This window comes from Nocardioides sp. Z24_21, assembly GCF_058134345.1.
The window spans coordinates 87823-106850 of sequence record NZ_JBYTTH010000003.1; the positions used below are offsets into that span (position 1 = coordinate 87823).

The window sequence follows — 19028 nt, forward strand, 5'->3', positions numbered from 1 at the left end:
CGGTGGACACCGTCCCGAGGGCTGGGCTCACGCCGCCGGGTCGCCGCTCGCGCCGAGCGACGGGCGCAGGGCCGCCCAGGCGTCGGGCGGCGTGGCCGCCTCGAGGAGCTGGGCCACCAGCCCGGCGAGGGAGTGCGCCTCCTCGACCTCGCGGCACCGGTCGACCGCGCACCACGCGAGGGCGCCGTCGCCGGAGAGCCACGCGGCGAACGCCAGCACCGCGGCGGGGCCCGCGACGTGCGACGTCGGCAGCCGTCGCACCGCGTCGGACCACAGCTCCACCGCCGGGCGGGCCGTCGACCGGTCGAGCCACACCCACGCCTCATCGCGGCGGGCACCGACGCGGACGCTCGCCGCCACAGAGGCGAGCTCCGCGGCCGACAGCGTGGTGTCGGCACGGACGTGACGACGCACCAGGCCGCCGAGGGCGCCCTCGGGCAGCGGCACCGCCCCCCGGAGGTGCGTGTCGGTGCGGCGAGCCGCGGCGGGGTCGGGGGCGAGCGTGGCGCGGAGGGCGTCGCGGCTGGCGTGGGTGACCCGGCCCTCGAAGACCGACCGGGCCGTGAACGGGTGCTCGGAGCGGGCGAACGGCACGCCCTGGTAGGCGGCGAGCGGGGCGCCCGGCAGCACGGCGTACCAGTGGTCGTCGTGGACGCGCAGCACCTCGCGCACGCCGATGCCGGCGGCGGTGAACTCGTCGTGGAGCGACCAGGCAGCCTCGTCGGCGACGGTCGTGTCGTCGTCGTAGACCACGGCGACGACCTCGCGGACGTCGTTGAGCCGGGCGGCACGCAGGAGCGCCTCCACGACGTCGTCGACGTCGTCGGGGTCGTGCGGCAGGTCGACGCGGGCGTGCATCCCGCCCGGGCCGACGCTCACCACCACCGCGGAGCGCTGGGGCACGAAGCCGAGCGCGAGGGGCACGAAGGCGACGATGTCCTCGGGGGTGCGCGCGCGCATGGGGGCGGCGCCCGGGGCGAGGGCTGACGGAGGGACGGGCTCGAGGGGTTCCATGCCGAGGACGCTTCCCGCCGGCACCGACCGTCCACGCCCTCCGGCGCGCGGCGCTGTGGACGACGGCGGATCCGGCGGACCTGTGGACGACTGGCGGCCAGCCCTCGTGCCGTTCGGGAGGAGGGGGCGGCGGTGACGGGGACGCCGACCGGGATGCGGGAGGATGGCGGCGTGACGCAGTCCTCCGCCTCGGGCCGCACCGGCTGATGCGCGGCACCGCGTCGATCCTGCACCTCGACCTGGACGCGTTCTTCGCCGCGGTCGAGCAGCGCGACAAGCCCTCGCTGCGCGGCAAGCCCGTCGTCGTCGGCGGCACCGGCGGGCGGGGCGTGGTGTCCACCGCGTCCTACGAGGCTCGCAGGTACGGCGTGGGGTCGGCGATGTCCACGCGCGAGGCCAGGGCCCGGTGCCCCCACGCCGCGTTCCTCAGCGGGCGCTTCCACGCCTACCGCGACACCAGCCGACGGGTGATGCAGGTGCTGCGGGAGCTGTCCCCGCTGGTCGAGCCGCTGTCGCTGGACGAGGCCTTCGTCGACCTCGCGGCCGCCGACCTCCCCGACCTCGAGGTCGCCACCGTCACCGAGGCCGGCGCCGAGCTGCGGCGGCGCGTGCAGGAGGTGACGGGCGGGCTGACGGCGACGGTGGGCATCGCATCGTCGAAGTTCCTCGCCAAGGTGGCCAGCGAGCTCGACAAGCCCGACGGCATGACCGTGGTCCCGCCCGGCACCGAGCTCGACCTGCTCCGCCCGATGCGGGTCAAGGTCATCCCGGGCGTCGGGCCGGCCACGGCCGAGCGGCTGCGCCGCGCGGGCATCCACACCGTCGCAGAGCTCGAGGCGGTGACCGAGGACGAGCTCGTCCGGCTGCTCGGGCAGGCCCAGGGCCACGGCCTGTGGCAGCTCGCCCGGGCCCAGGACTCGCGGCCGGTGGTCGCCGAGCGGGAGGCCAAGTCGATCAGCGTGGAGAGCACCTACGACTCCGACCTCACCGACCGCCGGCTGATGGAGGGACTGCTGACCCGGCAGGCCCGCGAGGTGGGCGCTCGCATGCGCAAGAGCGGCTACAGCGGGCGCACCGTGACGATCAAGGCACGGCTGCACGACTTCACCACGCTCAGCCGGTCGAGCACCCTCCCCAGCCCGACCGACGACGCCGGCACCATCGCCCGGGTGGCCCGCGCGCTGCTGGCCGACCTCGACACGACCGGCGGCGTGCGCCTGCTCGGCGTCGGCGTGTCCGGTCTCGCCGACTGGGTGCAGGAGGACCTCTTCGGGGAGGCCGAGGAGGAGGACGAGGCCGAGGTCGTGCTGCCCGAGCCGCCGCGGCGCACGTGGCCCCCCGGCGCGGACGTGGTGCACGACGAGATGGGCGCCGGGTGGGTGTGGGGCTCCGGCGCCGGGGTGGTGACCGTCCGCTTCGAGACCGCCGACACTCCCCCGGGGCCGGTGCGCAGCTTCCGGGTCGACGACCCGGCGCTGCGTCGCCTCGAGCCGCCGCCCGAGGACTGAGTCCGCCGGCCGAGCGGCTCGCCGTCCTGACACGCCCAGCCCGTCGAGTCGGCCCGTCCTGACATACCCAGCGCGTCGAGTCGAGGGTCAGGACGCGCCGACTCGACCCTGTTCGGCGGTCAGGACGCGCCCACTCGACCCTGTTCGGCGGTCAGGACGCGCGGTCCTCGCCTACGACACCGCGACTCCGGCCGTCGCCAGCGCCCCCGCCGCCGAGCTCCACCTGGTGCTCGACGGCCGCATCACCCAGCTGCGGATCATCTTCGACCGGCTTCCGTTCGCCCTGGCGCGCGGCGACGTCGTCCGGCCGCCGGCCCCGTGAGCCCCCTCACACGACGCGGACCAGCACCTCGTCGCCGGGGCGCAGCTGGGCGCACCCGTCGAGGTCGTCGTCGTCGACCGTCGCGACGACCGGGTAGCCCCCGGTCGTGGGGTGGTCGGCCAGGAACACCACGGGCTGGCCCGACGGCGGCAGCTGCACCGACCCGAGCACGATGCCCTCGCTCGCGACCTCGCCCGCCCGCCGGGCCAGCCGCGGCCCCGTGAGCCGGAGGCCGACGCGGTCGCTGTCGGCGGCGACCGCGTACGTCGCCCCGTCGAGGTGGGCCCATCCGCGCGCGTCGAGCCAGTCGGCCCGCGGCCCGCGCCGCAGGCGCAGCACCGGCTCGCGCGGGCGTACGACGACCGCGGGCGGCGGCAGCGGCAGCCGCCCGGGGGTCCCCAGTGCGAGCACGTCGCCGGCGGCGAGCCGGGGCGGACCGATCCAGGCGAGGGTGTCGGTGGACCGCGACCCGAGCACCGCGTCGACCACGAGACCGCCGGAGAAGGCGACGTAGGACCGGACGCCCGTCGTGGCCGGTCCCACGGTGACCAGCGCACCCTCCGGCGCCGTGACCGCCGCGCCGTGCTCTACCGCCCTGCCCCCGACCCGCACGGCGCACGTCGCGCCGGTGACCGCCAGGGTCACCGCGCGCAGCGGCCGCAGCACCACCCCGCCCACCGTCGTCTCGACGACCGCGTCATCGGGAAGCCCGCCGACCAGGCGCCGGGCCAGCGCCGCGGCGCCGCGGTCCAGCGCGCCCGCTCGGGGGACGCCGAGGTGGGCCCACCCACACCTCCCCCGGTCCTGCAGCGTGGACAGCGGGCCGGGATCGACGACCTCGACGCCGCTCACCCGACGGCCTCGAACCGCACGCGGGTGCCCGGGGCCAGGAGCGCCGGCGGATCGCGTCGGACGTCCCACAGCGCGGCGTCGGTCGTGCCGATGAGCAGCCAGCCGCCGGGCGATGCCGCGGGATAGACCCCGCACCAGGCGTCGGCGAGGCCGACCGCGCCGGCGGGCACTCGGGCCCGCGGCGACTCCAGCCGCGGCACGGCGCGCTCGGCGGGCAGCCCGGCGAGGTAGGCGAAGCCCGGCGCGAAGCCGCAGAAGGCCGCCGTCAGCTCGAGCGAGGTGTGGAGGTCCACCACCTCGGCGCTCGTGCAGCCCCAGTGCTCCGCCACGCGGGCGAGGTCGGGACCGTCGTAGCGCACCGGCACCCGCACGAGCGGGCCCTCGTCCGCGGACCCGTCGCTCGACCACGCGGGCAGCACCTCGCGCACCGCCTGCGGGTCGACACCGTCGAGCAGCACGGTCGCGGCGGCCGGGACGACCTCGTCGACCCGCAGCCCCGAGCGCCGCACCCAGGTGGCGAGAGCGGCGGCGGCCACCGCGTCCCGCACCTCGACCAGGCAGGCGCGGGCGCCGACGTCGATGACCCTCACGGCGGCCATTGTGCACCGGGGCGCCGCGCTCCCGGGCCTGTTCCCGCCGCCGGCCGACGGGCCGGAACGCGGCTGGAACGCGGCTGGAACGCGGCTGGAACGCTGGGGCATCATGGAGACGGATCCCGGTGCGCTGGGCGCACACAGGTGAGGGGCTCCCGGTGGTATGAGCACCAGGAGCCCCTCAATGTGATCGGGGTGGTGACGTCCGATCCACCGAACCGGCCTCCCGGCCCCCACAGTCCCCGCCACCGGGCCTGCGCGGCGAGCAAGTCGCCGTCTGGAGCTGTTCGTCCGATCCGATCCCCGACCCCGCCGGAGCGGTGTCGGTAGGCAGAGTTCTACGTGGTGCGGCGGGCGTCCCGCAAGGCTTTCGAGCGACAAACCCGCGGTCCCACAGGGTTGCCCACAGAAGTCATCCCGTGATCCACATCACAGCCCCTCTCCTCCACAGGGACGGGCTCAGCCTGTGGACGGCCAACAGGTGGCGACGGACAGGCCCGCCAGCTCGAGCGAACGCCGGACGGCCGCCGCGGTCCGCACCGCCCCCGGCGAGTCGCCGTGGACGCAGACCGAGTGCACCGTGGCGGCGAGCTCGACGGCGCGCATCGCCACCTGGTCGGGATCGCTCACCAGCGCGCCCGGCCGGTCGCGCGCGAGCAGCCCGCCGTCGGCGGTGTAGCCGCGGTCGGGGAAGCCCTCGTGCCGCACCCCGCGGCCGCGGCGCTGCGCCATCGCCAGCAGGAGCGAGCCGGGCATCCCGAGCACCGGCAGCCCGCCCGAGCCGTCCAGCACGGCGGCCGCCTGCTCCGCGTCGCGGGCGACCCGGTGGTAGAGCGCGCCGTGCGGCTTGAGGTAGGACACGGCTGTCCCCTCGGCCGCCGCGAGCTCGGTCAGGACGCCCACCTGCTCGGCCACCTGCTCGCGCAGCACGTCGCCGGCCACGTCCAGCTCCACGCGGCCGAAGCCCGCGCGGTCGGCGTACGACACCTGGGCGCCGACCGCCACGCCCCGCCGGACCGCACCCGCGCACACCGCCCGCATCGTGGCGCGGGTGCCGGCGTGGAAGCCGCACGCGACGTTGGCGCTGGTGACCAGGGCGAGCAGCCCTTCGTCGTCGGTGACCTCCTCGCCGAGGTCGGCGTTGAGGTCCACCGCGAAGGGGTCGACGGCGTGAGGGTCGACCGCGTGGGAGTCGTCGGGGGCCGGCATGGGCCCCAGTCTCCCCGGACGACCCCTGAGAAGTCCCTGAGAGTTGGTGGATCGTGCAACTCGAGTGGGTACTGACTCGTCAAGCCAGATGAAGGCACCGGATCCGGTGGGGAATCCCGCGACGGACACAGGCGTTGGATCAGATGTGCGACACGGGGTGGTCGCACGGGAGCAGGAGGACGAGATGAGCACCGCACAGGCCAACCGCACGACCACCACTCGTGAGATCGAGGGCCGCGACAGCGTGGGCCTCTACCTCGACGAGATCGCTCGCACCCCGCTCCTCGACGCCGAGACCGAGGTCGAGCTGTCCAAGACCATCGAGGCCGGCCTGCTGGCCCAGCACCTCCTCGACACCGGCCGGGTCGGTCGCCGCAAGGGCGGCGCCCCGATGAGCGCCAACGAGGCCGAGCTCGAGTGGCTCGCCGAGCAGGGTCGGCTCGCCGTCGACCGGTTCATCGAGGCCAACCTGCGCCTGGTGGTGTCCATCGCGCGCAAGTACGGCCGCTCGCAGATGCCGATGCTCGACCTGATCCAGGAGGGCAACACCGGCCTGATCCGCGCGGTCGAGAAGTTCGACTACACCAAGGGCTACAAGTTCTCGACCTACGCCACGTGGTGGGTGCGCCAGGCGATCACCCGCGGCATCGCCCAGCAGGCGCGCGTCGTACGCCTGCCCGTGCACGTCGTCGAGGAGCTCAACCAGGTCGGCAGCGCCCGCCGCACCCTCGAGCGCCAGCTGGGCCGCGACCCGGAGCCCCACGAGATCGCCACCGAGCTCGGCATGGACCTCGACCGGGTCCTCGACCTGATGAGCTGGGGACGCGACCACGTGTCGCTCGACACGCCGGTCGACGAGGACGGCGACACGTCGCTGGGTGACCTGATGGCTCAGGAGACCGCGCCCGGTCCCGACCTCAACGTCCTCGACGCGGAGGCCCGCCAGCGGCTCGACGACCTCGTCGGGATCCTCGACGAGCGTTCCGCCGACATCGTCCGCGCGCGCTACGGGCTCGCCGACGGGCGCCAGCACAAGCTGGCCGACATCGGTGCCCGCCACGGCATCTCCGCCGAGCGGGTCCGCCAGCTCGAGCGCGAGGCGCTGCAGAAGCTGCGCCGCGCCGGCGACCCGGACCTCGCTGCCTGACCCGGACCGGCAGCCTCAGTACGCCGCGGACTCCAGGTCCGCGCTCGCGGCCCGTGCCCGCTCGACCACGTCGGCGGGGACGGGCCGTCGTGCTGCCACCCGCGCCTGCCACAGCTGCACCGCCACGACCCGGGCCGCGGCCTCCTCCACGCGGCTGCGCGAGACCAGCCCGGAGTCGATGGCGTCGGCGACGATGCCGTGGGTGGTGGCGGTGTCGACCGGCATCAGGAGCAGGTCGGCGCCCGCCTGGAGGGCCTGCAGGGCCGGGGTCGGCCTGCCACCGACGGCGCCCATGCCGAGCGAGTCGGTGATGGCGACGCCCTCGAAGCCGAGGTCCTCGCGCAGCAGGTCGTAGACCTCCGGCGCCATGCTGGCCGGCACCCCGGGAGCGATGGCGGTCAGGTCGAGGTGGCTGAGCATGACCGCCGGCGCCTGCTGCCGGAACGCCGACTCGAACGGCGGCAGGTCCTGCGCCGCCAGCTCGGCGCGGGTCGAGTCGAGCACGGGGAGCGTGTCGTGGCTGTCGCTCGTGGCGCCGCCGTGGCCCGGGAAGTGCTTGACGGTCGACACGACGCCCGCGTCGTCGTAGCCCTTGATCGCCGCGCCCACCGCCTGGGACGCCAGCCGGGGGTCGGTCGAGGGAGACCGGGCGCCGATCGTGGGGTCGGCGGCTCCGATCGTGACATCGGCGACGGGGGCGAAGACCCAGGTGAAGCCGAGGTCGCGCAGCTCGAGGCCGGTGGCGAAGGCCGCGGCCCGGGTGACCCGGCGCCCGAGGCGGGCGTCGGCGGCGATGGCGAGGCCGGCGGTCTGGAAGTGCGGGAACTCGGTCGCGATGCCGCGCAGGTGCGACACGTAGCCGCCCTCCTGGTCGACGCCGATGACGGGCGGGTGGTCGCGGCCGTCGGCCGCGACGGCGTCGACGATCGCCGACGTCATCGCCAGCACCTGGTCACGGTCGCTCACGTTGGCGCCGGTCACGGAGACGCCCGCGAGGTGCAGCTCGCGCACCATCCGGGCCGGCTCCTGGGGGTCGGTGCCGTGGAAGCGGCCCACGATCACCCCGCCGGCGAGCTGCTCGGAGCTCCACGAGCCGACCAGCTCGCGGGCCTGCTCGAGCTCACCCGTCGTCGGGCCCCAGCTCGTGGGGGCGTCGGGGTCCTCGGACTCCTCCGCCTCGGGGGCGGCCTGCCCGGAGTCGTCGGTCGTGGAGGGCGACGACGAGGACGTCGACGGATCCGCGTCGTCACTCGTCGAGGTGAGACCGGCGCACCCGCCCAGGAGCAGGACGCTCGTCGCGATCACGGCCAGGCGGGGTCGGAGCGGGGACACCCCGCGGAGGTTACCGGCCGGACCCGCGTCAGCCGGAAACGCGGGCGCGCTCCGCCAGCTCGGTGTGGATCGCCTCGACCTGTCGGCGCAGGTCGTCCAGCGAGCCGGTGTTGTCGACCACGTGGGTGGCGATCGCGAGCCGCTGCTCCCGCGTCGCCTGCGCGGCGATGCGGGCCTCGGCGTCCTCCCGCGTCCAGCCCCGGTCGCCCGTCATCCGCTCGACCTGCAGCTCGGCGGGCGCGTCGACGACCACGACCGCGTCGAACGATCCGGCCCGCCCCACCTCGGCGAGCAGGGGGATGTCGTGCACGACGACCGAGTCCGCGGGTGCGGCGGCCTCGAGCTCCGCGCTGCGCCGGTGCACCAGCGGGTGGATGATCGCCTCGAGTCGCCGGCGCGCGTCGGGGTCGGCGAAGACGAGCGCGCCCATGGCGGGCCGGTCGAGCTCGCCCTCCGGGGTCAGCAGCTCGGGCCCGAACTCCTCGACCACCGCCTCCAGCCCGGGCGTGCCCCGAGCCACCACCTCGCGGGCGATCAGGTCGGCGTCGACGACGACCGCCCCCAGCTCGGCGAGGATCGCCGACACGGTGCTCTTGCCCGAGGCGATGCCTCCCGTCAGGCCGACACGCACGGTCACAGGTCCTCCCCCACGACGACGGATCAGGAGGCCGTGGCGCGCTCGACGGCCTGCTCCGCCGCGGCCAGCAGCACGCAGGTCGCCACCGCCTCCATCGCGGCGGTGACCTCCTCGAGCGGCGGCATCGTGGGCGCCAGCCGGATGTTGGTGTCGTCCGGGTCCTGCTTGTAGGGGAACGACGACCCGGCCGGGGTCAGCGCGATGCCGGCGTCCTTGGCGAGCGCCACCACCCGGCTCGCGGTGCCGGGCACCACGTCGAGGTTGACGAAGTAGCCGCCGGCCGGGGCGTTCCAGGTCGCCACTCCGCGACCGCCGAGGCGCTCGGAGAGCACCCGGTCGACCTCGGCGAACTTGGGCGCGATGATCGCGCGGTGCCTGGCCATGTGGTCGCGCACGCCCTGCGGCGAGCCGAAGAACTCGGCGTGGCGAAGGTGGTTGACCTTGTCGGGGCCGATCGACCCGGTGCCGAGGTGCTGGAGGTACCAGCGGACGTTGTCGGTCGACGCGGCGAGGAACGCCACCCCCGCACCGGCGAAGGTGATCTTCGACGTGGAGGCGAACATGACCGGCCGGTCGGGGTGGTCGGCGGCCGCGGCGAGGCTCAGGATGTCGGCAGTCTCGGTCTCGTCGTCGCCGAGGTGGTGCAGCGCGTAGGCGTTGTCCCAGAAGATCTTGAAGTCGGGGGCCGCGGTCGGCATGGCCGCCAGCCGCTCGGCGACCTCGACGCTGCAGACGGCGCCCGTCGGGTTGGCGTACGTCGGCACGACCCACATGCCCTTGACGCTCGGGTCGTCGGCGACCAGCGCCGCGATGGCGTCGACGTCGGGACCGTCGTCGTTCATCGGCACCGTCAGCATCTCGATGCCGAGGCTCTCCAGCAGCGTGAAGTGGCGGTCGTAGCCCGGCACCGGGCACACGAACCTGACCTGGTCCTCCTTGCTCCACGGGCGCTTGGAGTCGACGGCGCCGAAGAGCATCATCCAGACCAGGCAGTCGCGCATCATCGACAGGCTGGAGTTGCCGCCCGCGACGACCTGGTCGACCTCGACGCCCAGCAGCTCGGCGAACATCTCGCGCAGCTCGCGCAGGCCCTCGAGGCCGCCGTAGTTGCGCACGTCGACCCCGTTGGCGTCGCGGGCCTCGCTCGGGAGCCGCAGCAGGTCGTCGGCGAGGTCGAGCTGCTCGGCCGACGGCTTGCCGCGCGTGAGGTCCAGCTTGAGGCCCCGCGCCTTCAGGTCCTCGTAGGCCGCCCGCTGCTCCTCGAGCAGGCTGGCGAGGTCGGCGGCGGACATGTCGGCCAGCGGAGTCGCGTTCACCCCCCAAGGTTACCGAGCCGCGACGCGCGCCGGGCCGGTCCTACCCACGGAGCGGGATGCCCCGGCGACCGTTCGTGCGGACCCCACGGCGGGATCTCGCCGGGCACGCGCGGGATCGAGCCACGGGCTCGCCCGTTGGGTCCGGCCGACCGGCCCCGGATGCGGGCCGCGCGATCAGGCGGGCGTGCGGAACGTACGCCGGTACTCCTGGGGGCTGACGCCGCGGGCGCGGCCGAAGTGGTGACGCAGGGTGGCGGCGTTGCCGAAGCCCACCTCGGCGGCCACCCAGTCGACCGAGTGGTCGGTCTGCTCGAGCAGCTCCTGGGCGGCCCGCACCCGCTCGCCGAGGATCCAGCTGTAGGGCGTGGTGCCGGTCTCGTCCTTGAAGCGCCTGGCGAAGGTGCGCCCCGACATGTGCATCTGCCGCGCCAGCGTCTCGACGTCCAGGTCGTCGGCGAGGTGGGCGCTGATCCACGCCAGCAGGGGCGCCAGTGCCTCCGACTCGCACACCGGCACCGGGCGGGCGATGAACTGCGCCTGCCCGCCGTCGCGGTGCGGGGGCACCACCATGCGCCGGGCGGTGGTGGCCGCCACCCTCGCGCCGAAGTGCTGGCGCATCACGTGGAGCGCGGCGTCGAGACCGGCCGCCGAGCCGGCACCGGTCACGATCGGCCCGTCCTGCACGTAGAGGACATTGCCGTCGATGCTTGCCTCGGGGTGGCGGGCGGCGAGCTCGTCGACATAGCGCCAGTGCGTGGTCGCGCGCCGCCCGTCGAGCAGGCCGGCCTCGCCGAGGATGAACGCGGCGGCGCAGTGGGCGAACACCTGCGCGCCCCGGTCGTACGCGCCCCGCACCAGCTCGACGACCTCCGGCGACGGCTCGAGGTAGCCGCGCTTGGGGATCAGGCACACCAGGTCGGCATCGGCGGCGTCGTCGAGGGAGTGCTCGACGTGCAGGTCGTATCCCGTCGCGCCCCGCACCCGCCCGGGCCGTGGCGTGGTGACGACGAAGTCGAAGACGGGGTTGTCGTCCTGGGGGTGGTAGGGCTCGCCCCACACCTCGCACATCGAGCCGAGGCCGAACGGCTCGGCGCCGTCCTGCACCACGGCTGCGACCTTCCTCATGCCGCCAGCCTGCTCCCCCGGTGGCAGGAAATCAACCAGCATCGCGATTCCTGCCACGGCGACAGGCTCGCGCGAGCGGGGCTCGTTCCGGCGAGACGAAATCACCTTTTGCTTGACGTCACGCAAAAGTCGGCTCTAGCGTGACACAGGTCACAGGGCGCGACGCCCTGCGGCGCCCCGAACTCGGTTGTGGGAAGGCCCGCCATGCACCAGCGGTCTCGTCAGCTCGTCGTCTCGTTGCTCGCCCTGGTGACCGGCCTGGCGCTGGCCCTCGGCCTCACCGCCCCGGTCATGGCCGCGGTGCCCGACCCGGTCGCGCCAGCGGCCGCCGTCGAGCGCCAGAAGGACTCCCCCGGCCCCGGCACGGGGGCGAAGGAGCCGGGCGCCCGCACGCCGGCGGCGGCGAAGGCGACGAGGGCGGCGGGCGCTGCCGCTCCCGACCTGACGAAGTTCCAGAAGGTCGTCCTCGGCCAGGGCACCGGCCTCGGCGAGGTCATGGAGCTGACCGTCGCGCCGGACGGTCGGGTCTTCTTCATCACCCGCGCCGGCGACATCTCGATGTACGACCCGGCCGACGGCAGCATCGAGATCATCATGAACAATCCCAGCCTCGGGGTGTGGAGCGGCCTCGAGGACGGCGGGCTGGGCATCACGCTCGACCCCGCCTTCGCCGACAACGGCTGGGTCTACGTCTACTACGCCCCGCTGCCCGCCTCGCTCACCGCCAACCGGCTCTCCCGGCTGACGGTCGAGACCGACGACGACGGCGAGACGTTCATCGACAAGTCGTCGGAGAAGGTCATCCTCGAGGTCGGCACCCAGCGCAACGTGTGCTGCCACTCGGCCGGCTCGCTGCAGTTCGGCGACGGCGGCGTGCTCCACCTCGCGACCGGTGACAACACCTCCTCCTCCGACAACGACGGCTACTCCCCCCACGACGAACGTCCCGGGCGCTCCGACTACGACGCGCAGAAGTCCTCGGCCAACACCAACGACCTGCGCGGCAAGATCCTGCGGGTCGTCCCCCGCGACGACGACGCGGGCGACGTCGACCCGACCCCCGGTGACGGCGTCTCCTACGACATCCCCGACGGCAACCTGTTCGGCGAGGGCGGCACCTACCCGTCCGCGCTCTACCCCGACGCCGACCCGGCCCGCACCCGCCCCGAGATCTACGTGATGGGCCTGCGCAACCCCTACCGCCTCGGCGTCGACCCCGACACCGACGCGCTCTACTGGGGCGAGGTCGGTCCGGACTCGCGGGTCAACAGCCCCAACCGCGGCCCGCGCCACTTCGAGGAGTTCAACCGCACCGAGGTCGCGATGAACGGCGGCTGGCCCTACTGTGGCGGCGAGGTCGGTCCCGACCTGACCAAGATGGACTTCGGCGGCGCGTACGTCGACTGGGACTTCGTGTCCAACCGCTACCGCACCAACCCCGACGGCAGCCCCAAGCGCTTCCCCTGCGACGACCCCGACGCGATGACGGGCGTCAACGACTCGCCCAACAGCACCGGCCTGCAGACCCTGCCCCCGATGACCGACGCGTGGATCCCCTACTCCGACGTGGGTCCCTACAAGTACGCCGCCGTCCAGGGCGCCACCCCGACGGGCGGCCAGGTCTACCGGCAGTCGCAGAACACCGCGGCCAAGGACACCGCCTTCCCTGCCGACTACGAGGGCTCCTACTTCATGTCGGAGATGAGCCGCGGCTGGATCAAGGAGGTCCGGATGGACGCCGCGGGCAACATCACCGCCATCAACGACTTCATGGACGGGTTTGTCGCCCCCGGTGACCTCGAGTTCGGCCCCGACGGCTCGATGTACGTCCTCGAGTACGGCACCGGCTTCTTCTCCGGCTCCCCCCAGACCAAGCTCGTCCGCATCGACTACGCCATCAACGGCTCCGCCCCGGTGGCGCGCGCCGGCGCCGACGTGACCGAGGGGCCGGCGCCGCTGGCCGTCCAGTTCACCAGCGCGGGCACGAGCGACCCCGACGGCGACGCCGTCACCTACGCCTGGGACCTCGACGGGGACGGCGACACCGACTCCACCGACGCCTCCCCCTCCCGCACCTACGACACCCCCGGCGACTACACGGTGCTGCTCACCGTGACCGACTCGACCGGCAAGTCCGCCACGTCGCAGGTCGTGATCAACGTCGGCAACACCGCGCCGAAGGTGACGATCGAGCTGCCCGCCGACGGCGGGTTCTACGCCTCCGGCGACGACATCCCGTTCGTCGTCGACGTGCAGGACGCCGAGGAGACGGTCGACTGCAGCGAGGTCGTGGTGCAGGAGGGCCTCGGCCACGACATCCACGTCCACCCCAACCTGTCGGTCACCGGCTGCGAGGGCACGATCCGCACGGCCGCCTCGGGCGACCACGGCCCGGACGCCAACACCTACGGCGTCCTCATCGCCACCTACCGCGACGGCGGCGCCAACGACGGCGCCAACGCGCCGCTGCAGGGCAGCGACACGGTCATCCTCCAGCCCAAGCTGCGCCAGGCCGAGCACGCGACCAACCGTCAGGGCGTCGGCTACACCGGCTACGACGACAAGTCCGGCACCCGACCCGGCGGCGGCGGCCTGATCACGGGCATGGGCAACGGCGACTGGGTGATGTTCGACCCGATGAGCCTGGTCAACATGACCGACGTGTCGATCCGCTACTCCGGCGGACCGCAGGCCGGCGCCACCATCGCGGTGCGTGCGGGCGCGGCCAACGGTCCCGTCGTGGCCACCGTGCCGCTCGCCGGGGGCACCGAGGGCCAGTACTTCTACAAGACCGTCAGCGCGCGCATCACCGCCCGAGACGCCGACCCCGGCGGGCGTCCGCTCTACTTCGTCTACTCCGGCAACGGCGAGATGAACTTCGACGAGTTCTCCGTCGCCGGCAAGGGCGTCGCGGGCAACACCTCCCCCGTCATCGCCTCCGCCACCGCGACGCCCGCCGACGGACTCGCGCCGCTTGAGGTGGAGTTCGCGGCCGAGGCCAGCGACCCCGACGGCGACGCCATCACCTACGCATGGGACTTCGGCGTCGAGGGCACCGACGACGACACCGCCGCCACGCCCACCGCGTCGTGGACCTACCCCGAGACCGGCACCTACACCGCGACCCTGACCGTCGAGGACGCGACCGGCAAGTCCACCAGCCGTGCCGTCGAGGTCATCGTGCGGCAGCCCTGCGCCAGTGCGCCCACCGCGGACGACGGCTACGAGCTGCTCTTCGACGGCACCGACGCGTCGGCATGGAAGCAGGCCGGTCCCGGCGGCTTCACCGTGGAGGACTGCGCGCTCACCAGCCGCGGCGGCCTCGGCCTGTTCTGGTACTCCGAGCGCACCTTCGACGACTACGTGCTCAAGGTGCAGTTCAAGCTGTCCGACGACGGTGACAACTCCGGCGTCTTCACCCGCTTCCCCGACCCGGGCACCGACCCGTGGGTGGCCGTCGACGAGGGGCACGAGATCCAGATCAAGGAGGGCCAGCCGGGCGACGAGCCGCAGAAGACCGGCTCGGTCTACAACTTCGACCGCGAGGACGCGCGCAACGCCAAGCCGGTCGGCGAGTGGAACGACTACGAGATCCGGGTCGAGGGCCAGACCTACACGATGACGCTCAATGGCCAGGTGGTGAACGAGTACACCTCCGACGGCTCGCGCGGCACCGAGGGCTACGTCGGCCTGCAGAACCACGGCGACGCCGACGAGGTGAGCTTCCGCAACATCCAGATCCGGGAGCTCGACGTCGACGAGCCGTTCGTCAACACGCTCACCGCGGAGCCCGTGCGCGGCGGCGCCCCGCTCGAGGTCGACTTCACCGCCGAGGCCGTCGACCGCCAGGGCGACGCGATCACCTACGAGTGGGACTTCGGCGACGGCTCCGACCCGGTCACCGGCGCGGGCGAGGTCTCGCACACCTACACCGAGGGCGGCACCTTCACCGCCGAGGTGACCCCCGTCGACGCCGACGGCACCCGCGGCCTGACCCGCACCACCGAGGAGATCACCGTCCTGGTCGACCCGGTCGCCACGGCGACCGCGACCCCGCGCTGCGGCGTGCTCCCCCTCGAGGTCGACTTCGACGCCTCCGCCACCGACCCGCAGGACCAGTCCGTCACCTGGCGCTGGGACTTCGGCGTCGCCGGCACCGACGACGACACCTCCACGGAGCAGTCGCCCACCTACACCTACACCGAAGCCGGGGAGTACACCGCGACGGTCACCGCCACCGACCCCGACGGCAACACCGGCACGAGCTCGGTGCGCATCGAGGTGCTCGCCGACGGCGAGTGCCGCCCGGTGGCCGACCTGTCCGAGCTGTTCAACAACGACGGCATCTCCACCGACGCCAACCCCGGCGACGGCAACTTCGACGGTGGCGGCTGGACCTTCGCCGCCGAGCTCCTCCCGCCGGCCGTGCAGGAGAACGGCGGACCGGTGCGGCTCAACGGCGTCGACTACGACTTCGGCAGCCCCGCCGACGGGAGGCTCAACAACGTCGAGGCCGACGGCCAGGTCATTCCCCTGCCCACCGGCACCTACGACCAGCTCAGCGTCCTGGCCACCGCCCACAACGGCGACGTGCAGAAGGACGCCACCCTCGCCTACAACGACGGCACGACCGTCCAGGTGCCGCTGCGGTTCACCGACTGGGCGGTGGCGCCCAAGTTCGGCGAGGAGATCGCCATCGACATGCCCTACCGCCACAACGGGGGCGGCGACACCTCGCCGCGGGTCATGATCTTCACCCAGCCGATCCCGCTCGCGGCCGGCAAGCAGCCCGACACCCTGACCCTGCCGGTCGACCCGAAGCTCCACGTCTTCGCGGTCTCCGGCATGCGGTCGGAGGAGCCGGCGCCGCCGTGCGAGCAGCCCGAGCGCTCCGACGAGTTCAACGACACCGAGCTGCTCGACAACTGCCACTGGACGGTGCGCCGGCCCGACGAGACGGCGTACGACGTCTCCGACGGCGCGCTGCACCTGACGGCGCGACCGGGCGAGTACAACGACACCCCCAACATCATCACCCAGGCCGCACCCGAGGGCCCGTGGACCGCGACGACCAAGCTCACCTGGGACCCGCTCGACGCCGGCCAGCAGGCCGGGCTGGTGGTCGCCGGCAGCGGCGGCTCCGGCTTCGCGAAGCTGACCTTCGTCGACAAGGGCAGCGACCGGGAGTGGATCGAGTTCCTGCGCTCGTCGAGCCCGAGCAACAGCGACTTCGACTTCAGCGGCAACTGGAACACCGGCGGCGGCAGCTTCGACGGGCCGTTCCTGCCCACGAGCTTCCCCACCACGTTCTGGCTGCGCTTCACCTCCGACGGCGCCCAGCTGCGCGGGTGGTACTCCACCGACGGCGAGCAGTTCACCGAGGTCGGCGACCCGCGCGCCCTGGCCGGGATCAGCAACCCCCGCGTCGGCGTGATGGCACTCACCGGAGGCGCGGCGGGCGGCCCCGTCGCGGACTTCGACTTCTTCCGCTGGTCGGGCGTCCAGGAGGGCGAGGACCCGACCGTGACCGCCACGGCCGAGCCGACCTCCGGCACCGCGCCGCTCGACGTCGACTTCCGCGCCGAGGGCACCGACCCGGAGGGTGGGGACCTCACCTACACCTGGGACTTCGGCGTGGCCGGCACCCAGGACGACACGGCCACGGGCGCGGACGCGAGCTGGACCTACACCGATCCCGGCACCTACACGGCGACCGTGACGGTCACCGACCCCGACGGCCAGACGGGTGAGGACACCGTCGAGGTGGTGGTCGAGGAGCCGGCCGGCGGCGACGTCTTCGTCGTCGACGCGGTCGACACGGCCACCGACAACCAGTGGGTCGCCGAGCAGACCGGCACGTCGACGGTCACCGTCGAGGTGGGCGACACCGTCGAGTGGCAGTTCGACCGGGCCACGATGGGCCACGACCTGACCTCGCGTGACACCGCCGACACGTGGTCCCCGCCCCTCCAGGAGTACCGCGACGCCAACGGCGCGCCGGTGCGCTACACCTTCACCCGCCCGGGCACCTACGAGTACTGGTGCAGCATCCACGGCGCCACCATGCGCGGCACGGTGGTCGTGGAGGAGCCCGCCGAGGACAACGAACCTCCGACGGCCGAGCCGTTCGTCTCGCCGCGCACCGGGCCCGCCCCGCTCTACGTCCACTTCGAGGCCCGCGCCAGCGACGCCGACGGCGACGCCCTGACCTACCTGTGGGACTTCGGCCAGAGCGACCAGCCGTCCGACCAGTCGACGCAGTCGCACGCCCACGTGACGTACGCCGACCCCGGCAGGTACGTCGCGACCCTGACCGTCAGCGACGGCAAGGGCGGGACCTACGAGGAGGAGTTCGAGATCTCGGTCACCGGGGAGGCGCCGCGCGTCAGCGTCTCGGCCACTCCCACGAGCGGCCGTGCTCCGCTGCCCGTCGCGTTCACCATCAACGCGATCGACGACCAGGGAGGTCCGCTGACCTACACATGGGACTGGGGGGACGGGACGACGTACACCGGCCCCAAGCCGCCGCTCAACCACGTCTACACGGCTTCCGGCATCTACACCGCCACGTTGACCGTGACCGACCCCGACGGCAACGAGGGCAGCGACAGCGTCGAGATCAGCGTCGACGCGCTGCCGGACGTCGAGGCGAGCGCCACACCCGCGAGGGGCAGCGCCCCGCTGGAGGTCGACTTCTCCACGGCGGTCACCACGGGCGGTGAGCTCACCGCCTTCGCCGACGGCACCACGACCTACCCCGAGCTGTCCGGCACCGCCTCGATGGTCCGCTCGCGGGACACCACGGTGACCACGCTGGACGTCACCGGGCTCAAGCCCTCGGCCGCCCACATGGTGCACGTGCACGAGCAGTCGTGCGCGGACGGCAACGGCGGGGCGCACTTCCGCTTCGACACCGATCTCCCCTTCAGCGAGGACAACGAGATCTGGCTGCCGTTCACCAGCGATGCGGAGGGAGCCAGCGGCGAGGTGGTGGTGACCAGCGACCAGCGTGCCGACTCCGACGCCGTCGCCATCGTGATCCACGACCCGGACAACCCGGCCAAGCGGATCGGCTGCGTCGACCTCGACCCGAGCACCGCCGGGCTCACCTACGCGTGGGACTTCGGTGACGGCGCGAAGGCCGAGGGGCCCGACCCGACGCACACCTATGCCACGCCGGGCACCTACCGGGCCGCGGTGACGGTGGGCAGCGCGGCCGGGACCGACACGGTCACCGACACGGTCGAGATCGTCGTCACCGGCGATGGCCCGCCCCCTCCGGGCGACACCACTCCGCCGGACACCACCATCACCAGCGGTCCGAAGGGCCACGGCCGCCGGCGCGCGGCGACGTTCACCTTCGTCTCCTCCGAGCCCGGCAGCAGGTTCGAGTGCAGCCTGGACGGCGGGGCCTGGGCGGCGTGCTCCTCACCAAGGACGTTCGCCAAGCTCGCCCAGGGCGAGCACGAGCTGAGGGTGCGCGCCGTCGACGCGGCGGGCAACACCGACGCCACCCCGGCGGTCCGCACCTGGACGGTCGACCGCGGCAAGCCCAAGGTCACGGTGGTCTCGGGGAACACCCCGACCCGTGACCGGACGCCGACCGTCCGCGTGCGGATCAGCGACCGCCACGACCGGATCCGGGCGAGCGACGTGACGGTGCGCTTCGGCGGCCGGACCGCGGCGGACGTGCGGGTGACCCGCAAGGGCCTCCTCGTCGCCACGTCCAAGACCCTCGCCCCCGGACGCCATCGGGTCGTGCTGGTGGTCAGTGACGAGGCGGGCAACAAGCGCGTGCTCCGCTGGTGGCTGCGGGTGCTCCGCTGACCCAGTGCCTGACCAGCATCACCTCGCAGCGGCACCCGCCGGTCCCCCGACGGGTGCGGCTCCCCGTCGTACGTCGACCTGGTGCTGGCGCTGCTCGCCGACTCTGGGGCTTCGTCCCCGACGACGTCCACCTCGTGGTGAGCCCG

At 73.5% G+C, this 19028-nt stretch carries 11 protein-coding genes; 3 read left to right on the forward strand and 8 right to left on the reverse strand.

The window, feature by feature from the left end:
- Positions 1-27: 27 nt before the first annotated feature.
- Positions 28-1014, reverse strand: a complete 987-nt coding sequence (locus AC3X7Z_RS12030; RefSeq protein WP_489976064.1) for a DUF4192 domain-containing protein — start codon at positions 1012-1014, stop codon at positions 28-30.
- A 206-nt stretch (positions 1015-1220) separates the two neighbouring features.
- On the opposite strand from AC3X7Z_RS12030, the gene AC3X7Z_RS12035 reads away from it, so the two are divergent.
- Complete coding sequence (locus AC3X7Z_RS12035) at positions 1221-2522, forward strand: DNA polymerase IV (protein WP_489976065.1); 1302 nt, start codon at positions 1221-1223, stop codon at positions 2520-2522.
- Between the two features lie 328 nt (positions 2523-2850).
- On the opposite strand, the gene AC3X7Z_RS12040 is transcribed toward AC3X7Z_RS12035, so the two are convergent.
- The 3 genes from AC3X7Z_RS12040 to AC3X7Z_RS12050 form a co-directional block, all read right to left on the reverse strand.
- The gene (locus AC3X7Z_RS12040; RefSeq protein WP_186342042.1) at positions 2851-3696 is read right to left on the reverse strand and encodes a 5-oxoprolinase subunit C family protein; all 846 of its coding nucleotides are present in this window, start codon (positions 3694-3696) and stop codon (positions 2851-2853) included.
- Positions 3693-4286: a 5-oxoprolinase subunit B family protein gene (locus AC3X7Z_RS12045; protein WP_489976066.1), complete on the reverse strand. Its 594-nt coding sequence runs from the start codon at positions 4284-4286 to the stop codon at positions 3693-3695. Before AC3X7Z_RS12045 ends, AC3X7Z_RS12040 begins: the two co-directional genes overlap by 4 nt.
- Positions 4287-4748: 462 nt before the next feature.
- Positions 4749-5498: a 5-oxoprolinase subunit PxpA gene (locus AC3X7Z_RS12050; protein WP_489976067.1), complete on the reverse strand. Its 750-nt coding sequence runs from the start codon at positions 5496-5498 to the stop codon at positions 4749-4751.
- 184 nt (positions 5499-5682) lie between these two features.
- Between AC3X7Z_RS12050 and AC3X7Z_RS12055 the strand changes: the two genes are divergently transcribed.
- Positions 5683-6645 (forward strand): sigma-70 family RNA polymerase sigma factor, encoded by a 963-nt coding sequence (locus AC3X7Z_RS12055; RefSeq protein WP_186342039.1) that lies wholly within the window; start codon positions 5683-5685, stop codon positions 6643-6645.
- A gap of 15 nt (positions 6646-6660) precedes the next feature.
- Here AC3X7Z_RS12055 and AC3X7Z_RS12060 read toward each other — a convergent pair whose 3' ends face one another.
- From AC3X7Z_RS12060 to AC3X7Z_RS12075, 4 genes are all read right to left on the reverse strand, one after another.
- Positions 6661-7977, reverse strand: a complete 1317-nt coding sequence (locus AC3X7Z_RS12060) for a glycoside hydrolase family 3 protein (protein ID WP_489976068.1) — start codon at positions 7975-7977, stop codon at positions 6661-6663.
- Positions 7978-8005: 28 nt separating this feature from the next.
- Complete coding sequence (coaE, locus tag AC3X7Z_RS12065) at positions 8006-8608, reverse strand: dephospho-CoA kinase (protein ID WP_489976242.1); 603 nt, start codon at positions 8606-8608, stop codon at positions 8006-8008.
- Positions 8609-8637: 29 nt separating this feature from the next.
- Positions 8638-9906, reverse strand: coding sequence for an aspartate aminotransferase type Ic (locus tag AC3X7Z_RS12070; RefSeq protein ID WP_489976243.1), 1269 nt, complete (start codon positions 9904-9906; stop codon positions 8638-8640).
- Between the two features lie 198 nt (positions 9907-10104).
- A complete protein-coding gene (locus AC3X7Z_RS12075) occupies positions 10105-11055 on the reverse strand; it encodes a GlxA family transcriptional regulator (RefSeq protein ID WP_489976069.1) in 951 nt (316 codons plus the stop codon).
- A gap of 204 nt (positions 11056-11259) precedes the next feature.
- On the opposite strand from AC3X7Z_RS12075, the gene AC3X7Z_RS12080 reads away from it, so the two are divergent.
- Positions 11260-18882 (forward strand): PKD domain-containing protein, encoded by a 7623-nt coding sequence (locus AC3X7Z_RS12080; protein ID WP_489976070.1) that lies wholly within the window; start codon positions 11260-11262, stop codon positions 18880-18882.
- Positions 18883-19028 lie beyond the last annotated feature (146 nt).

Coding starts and splice junctions, on each gene's coding strand:
- AC3X7Z_RS12080 (WP_489976070.1), top strand. CDS start 11,260: ATGCACCAGCGGTCTCGTCAGCTCGTCGTCTCGTTGCTCGCCCTGGTG.
- AC3X7Z_RS12050 (WP_489976067.1), bottom strand. CDS start 5,498: ATGCCGGCCCCCGACGACTCCCACGCGGTCGACCCTCACGCCGTCGAC.
- AC3X7Z_RS12030 (WP_489976064.1), bottom strand. CDS start 1,014: ATGGAACCCCTCGAGCCCGTCCCTCCGTCAGCCCTCGCCCCGGGCGCC.
- AC3X7Z_RS12035 (WP_489976065.1), top strand. CDS start 1,221: ATGCGCGGCACCGCGTCGATCCTGCACCTCGACCTGGACGCGTTCTTC.
- AC3X7Z_RS12055 (WP_186342039.1), top strand. CDS start 5,683: ATGAGCACCGCACAGGCCAACCGCACGACCACCACTCGTGAGATCGAG.
- AC3X7Z_RS12070 (WP_489976243.1), bottom strand. CDS start 9,906: ATGTCCGCCGCCGACCTCGCCAGCCTGCTCGAGGAGCAGCGGGCGGCC.
- AC3X7Z_RS12075 (WP_489976069.1), bottom strand. CDS start 11,055: ATGAGGAAGGTCGCAGCCGTGGTGCAGGACGGCGCCGAGCCGTTCGGC.